The following is a 4,448-nucleotide window of genomic DNA, read 5'->3' as shown; positions in this document are numbered from 1 at the left end:
CTCCGCCACACGATCATGGCCGGGCGTGTTCTTCGCTCAGGTGACCCCGTCGGTGTCGAGCAGGAGATGTGGTCGCTGCTGGCGCTCTACCAGGCGGTTGGAGGAGATATCCGCGAAGCGGCCCCCCGCGGGGGGCCGCTTCGCGGATATCTCCTCCAACCGCCAACAGGTGCTGCCGCAGGACCTCGAACCCGATGCACCTCGTGCAGTACGTGACCATGCGCTGTATACCCGAGCTGCGCAGGAGCATCGACGGGCCACGGGCTCGCGGCCGTGGGTCACGAAATCTGTCCCGTTTCGGGACATGCCTCTTGTCCCGAGACGGGACACGAAGATGAGCTGCTGGTAGACGCGCCCGGCGTGGTGGCCCAACCCGCCGGCGTAGTGCTCGGTGCGGCCCGCGCAGCGGGGCCGCGGCCAACCCGGCCCGCCAGTTCGGCCCCGCCCTGTTCGCGCAGCAGACCCAGGATCTCAGCATCTACCTGCTCGCACCGGTCCTCGGCGCGGTGCTCGGCGCGGGACTGCATCACCTGTTCTACCGGCGGCTGCGCACGCGCAAGCCGTTGACCTACAAACTCGGAGGACGCGATCGCTGAGGGGGCGGCTTGAGTATCGGCGTGCAGCCGAACCGGCCGGCAACGCGTGCGGAGTCGACCTTCGCCCGAAACGGCGCAGGGCCAGGATCCACCCGGGTCCTGGCCCTACATCACCCGACGCATCCGCGCGGCGGCCCAACCTGCCGCCGAGTCACCGACCACCGGCGGCGCCGGCCGAAGGAGCGATCATCGCCGGAAACAGCCCGCCCGGAGGCTTCAACTCTGGATGAAGGCGAGCAGGTCGGCGTTGACGACGTCGGCCTGCGTGGTAATCATCCCGTGCGGGAAACCCTTGTGGGTCTTGAGCGTGCCGTTGCGCAGCAGCTTGGCCGAGAGCGGCCCGGCATCGGCGTAGGGGACGATCTGGTCGTCGTCGCCGTGGATCACGAGCACCGGGATCGTGATCTTCTTGAGGTCCTCGGTGAAGTCGGTCTGGCTGAAGGCCACGATGCCGTCGTAGGAGGCCTTCGCGCCGCCCATCATCGCCTGCCGCCACCAGTTCAAGATCACGGCCTCGTCCGGTTCGACGCCGGGCCGGTTGAACCCGTAGAACGGGCCGGCGGCCAGTTCCCGGTAGAACGCCGAGCGGCGGGTCGCCGTCTGCTTCTGGAGGTCGTCGAACACGCTCTTGGGCAGACCGCCGGGGTTCGCGTCGGTCTGCACCATCAGCGGCGGCACGGCGCTGATGATCGAGGCCTTGGCCGCCCGGCCTTCGCCGTGCCGCGCGAGGTAGTGCACGACCTCCCCGCCGCCGGTCGAGTGGCCGATGTGGATCGCATCATGCAGATCCAGGTGCTCGACTACCGCGGCGAGATCGTCGGCGTAGTGGTCCATGTCGTGGCCGTCGGCGACCTGGGCCGAGCGCCCATGGCCACGCCGGTCGTGCGCGACCACCCGGTACCCGTGGCCCAGGAAGAACATCATCTGGGCATCCCAGTCGTCGGCCGACAGCGGCCAGCCGTGACTGAAGACCACCGGCTGCCCTGACCCCCAGTCCTTGTAGAAGATCTCCGTGCCGTCCGCGGTGGTGATCGTGGGCATGCCTCGCTCCTGTCGCTATCGGGGTTGCCTTGCGGCTTCAGGACCCAAATTCCTCATCGCGATGGCCGCGATCAATGTCGCCCGCGCCGCGGGTTTGAGACCATGCTTCACCATGGGCAGGAGGCCTTCTCGCGAACGATCTGACTCAAAGTGGGGCGGCGCGAACGTTGACGCCACTGGCGAAGACTGGATCACCATTCGCGCGTTCAGAGGCTAACGCCTCGACCTGCCACGTAGGTTCGCAAGCCGGGCCGGCCAAGCCGAAATTAGGCCGAACGGAGGCTGCGGTGCTGCGCGAGGCGCAGGCGACAGTTCACACGGCCCGCCGGCAGCTGACCGCCGCGATCGTCGCCGCGTACCGGGCCGGGGAGTCGGCTGCTCGTATCGCCGAGCGTACCGGCGCCAGCGTCACCGACATTCGGAACCTGCTGGCCGCTGCCCGGACCTCGCGTCGCGGGTAGCCGTCGACGTGCTGTTCTCCGCGTGAGACGGGGGATGTCAGGGCTGGTGAGGGGCGAAGGCCGCGTCGTAGGTTCCGGGTGGGATGTGGAGAGTGGTGGTGTCGTAGTCTCCGAAGCGCAGCACGTTGTCCCTGCGGTGCGGACCGATGGCGGTGAGGTCTTCGCCGAGGATGGTCCAGCCCTCGGTGGCCATCTGGCGCAGTTGCTCGGTCATGTCGATGGTGGTGGAGAAGATCACCGAGCTGGCGACCAGGTCGAGGAACTTGATGGCCTTCTCCTGGAGTTCCGGGTCGCGGCTGCGGAGGTAGCCGTGGGATCCGAAGTGCAGCCACTTGGTGAAGCCGTTGTATGCCTCGGCTTTGTTCGTCGCCCGGCTGATCTGCTCGCGCAGGACGGGGTCGGACAGGTAGCGCAGCAGGACGATGGTCCGCATTGCGCGGCCTACCTCGCGGAAGGCCCGGTAGATCTGGTTCTTGCGGGAGTGGTTGTTCAGCCGCCGCAGCAGGGTGACCGAGGAGACACTGCCTTCCTTGACGGACATGGCCACGCGCAGGAGGGTGGGCCACTCGCTTTCTATGAGGTCCCAGTTGATCGCGGTGCGCGGGTCGGTGGAGAACAGGGCGTCGATGTGCTGGTAGCGCACCTGTGGGTCGGGGCGGTGGAAGGTCAGGTCGTGGAAGTTACGTATGCGTGGGAGCAGGTCGATACCCAGCAGGTGCGCGAGGCCGAAGACCGGGAAGGACTGGCCTTGGGTATCGGCATGCACGGTGTCGGGCTTGGTGGCCGACTCGTTCGCGAGGAGGGAGTCGATCAGATAGACGGCCTCCCAGACCCCGCAGGGGATGAACCGGGAGAACAGCGCGACGTAGGTGTCGGCGACCAGATGGTGGGCGATACCGCCGTATCCTCCGTACCGGATGCTGGTTTCGGCGAGGAGATTGTCGATGACGGTGTCCATCATCGTGCCGTCCACCGCCGCGACCGATCCGTCACCCCACGCGGTGACGAGGTCCAGCCGCATGTAGGTATCGATCACGTCGGCACCGGCGCGACTGAGGTTGTTCGGCGTGAAGTGCCGCTGAGCTATCGCGCCGAGTTCATGTGCGGATAACTGACCGCGCATGTGCCGAGCGGCCTGGGCGGCGCCGAGCCCGCAGCCGTAGGTGAACGCGGTGACGGTGTACCGGGACAGCGGGTTCTTCACCTTCGGATCCGAGCCGGACTGCGGGCGCGGGCGGTGCCACCACTCTGTCCAGTGCGCCGCCCGGGCGATGTGCTCCAGCACGCTGCGGGCCGGCAGCCGCCGCGACAATTCCGCATCGACCGCCTCAGCCGAGGCGGTCCGGTCCGCCCCTGGCGTGCTTTGAGGGAGGGCACCCCGGTCAGCGGATCCACTGTCAGGTCGGCGTTGTCCGGGTAGCCCTCATCCACCTCGGCCGCGATATCGGTCAGCTGCTGCCGCAGGTGTGCCGTGAACCCGTGCGCCGTGCCCGGCAGGCCCGCCTGGGCACAGAACTCCTCCACCTTCGGTACGCAGGCGTCCCAGTCCAGGAGCATGCGGGTCCAGTCGCCGTACTCCTCACACCCGGCCACCGCGATGTCGCCGCAGCGCAGTTCCTCCACGAGGTAGGTGAAGACCATCGCCTCGAAGTGACGGCGCACCAGCATCCCCGGCTCGTCCTTGGCATAGACGGTCTTGAGCCAGTTCTTCGATGCGAACGACAGATCCAGCGGTACCCCTCCGCCCTCCTCACCCTCGTCCGGACCTGCGCCGGCCCTGTGCGGGGTGTCGGGGATCAGCGCGCGGGTCAGGTGCTGATGGGCCAGCGCGTGGTCCAACGCGTCCAGCAGCGCGCGGTCCTGCGACGTCGTGGTGAAGACCAGCATCCGGGCGAGCTTGAACATGGTCGGTCTGTCCGGGCGGAAGAAGCGCTCCACAAGCGGAGTGAAGTTGTTTCCATGGTGCGCGGCCAGGGCTTCGAGCCGGTCGAGTTGGAGGTCGAACCCGCCCGCTTCCTCAACGATCTCTCTCGCCTGCTTGAGCGCCAGCACATCGTCCAGCGAGCCTTCGGCTCCGTCTCCGACGGGGTCCTTGAGGACGGCCAGCACGTCCCGGTAGGCGACCAGCAGCTGCTCGGTTGTTTCCTTGTGCCGCTGCTCGATCAAGGCGAGCTCTTCCTCCGCGCGCTTGAGGTGGCGGGCCATGCGCTTGCAGAGCATGGTCACGAAGTCGTCCCGGGCCTTCGCCCCGTCTCGAGGCTGTTTACTCCTCTGTGTAAGAGGTGATCTTGCTGGGTGCTGGTCGGGCCCTGGCTGACACCAGGAATGTGACGCACAGTGAGTGACCTGA

4 protein-coding genes and 1 pseudogene are annotated in these 4,448 nt (G+C 67.3%); 2 read left to right on the top strand and 3 right to left on the bottom strand.

Going from position 1 to position 4,448, the window contains the following annotated elements:
- Nucleotides 1-404: 404 nt before the first annotated feature.
- A pseudogene (locus tag ACFV9O_RS39740) lies at nucleotides 405-596 on the top strand (aquaporin); the annotation flags it as partial.
- A gap of 216 nt (nucleotides 597-812) precedes the next feature.
- Here the strand turns inward: ACFV9O_RS39740 and ACFV9O_RS39735 are convergent.
- A complete protein-coding gene (locus tag ACFV9O_RS39735; protein ID WP_351525895.1) occupies nucleotides 813-1,637 on the bottom strand; it encodes an alpha/beta hydrolase in 825 nt (274 codons plus the stop codon).
- A 287-nt stretch (nucleotides 1,638-1,924) separates the two neighbouring features.
- Between ACFV9O_RS39735 and ACFV9O_RS39730 the strand changes: the two genes are divergently transcribed.
- Complete coding sequence (locus tag ACFV9O_RS39730) at nucleotides 1,925-2,098, top strand: helix-turn-helix domain-containing protein (RefSeq protein ID WP_385427813.1); 174 nt, start codon at nucleotides 1,925-1,927, stop codon at nucleotides 2,096-2,098.
- Nucleotides 2,099-2,135: 37 nt separating this feature from the next.
- On the opposite strand, the gene ACFV9O_RS39725 is transcribed toward ACFV9O_RS39730, so the two are convergent.
- Together ACFV9O_RS39725 and ACFV9O_RS39720 are read right to left on the bottom strand one after the other, a co-directional pair.
- Entirely contained in the window at nucleotides 2,136-3,383 is a 1,248-nt protein-coding gene (locus tag ACFV9O_RS39725) for a transposase (RefSeq protein ID WP_385427816.1), read from the bottom strand.
- Nucleotides 3,299-4,324, bottom strand: coding sequence for a hypothetical protein (locus tag ACFV9O_RS39720; protein ID WP_385427810.1), 1,026 nt, complete (start codon nucleotides 4,322-4,324; stop codon nucleotides 3,299-3,301). Before ACFV9O_RS39720 ends, ACFV9O_RS39725 begins: the two co-directional genes overlap by 85 nt.
- Between the last annotated feature and the right edge of the window lie 124 nt (nucleotides 4,325-4,448).

The organism is Streptomyces sp. NPDC059909 (assembly GCF_042730885.1).
In the GTDB taxonomy this organism is placed as follows: Bacteria; Actinomycetota; Actinomycetes; order Streptomycetales; family Streptomycetaceae; genus Streptomyces.
This window is presented reverse-complemented; position numbering and strand designations above follow the sequence as displayed.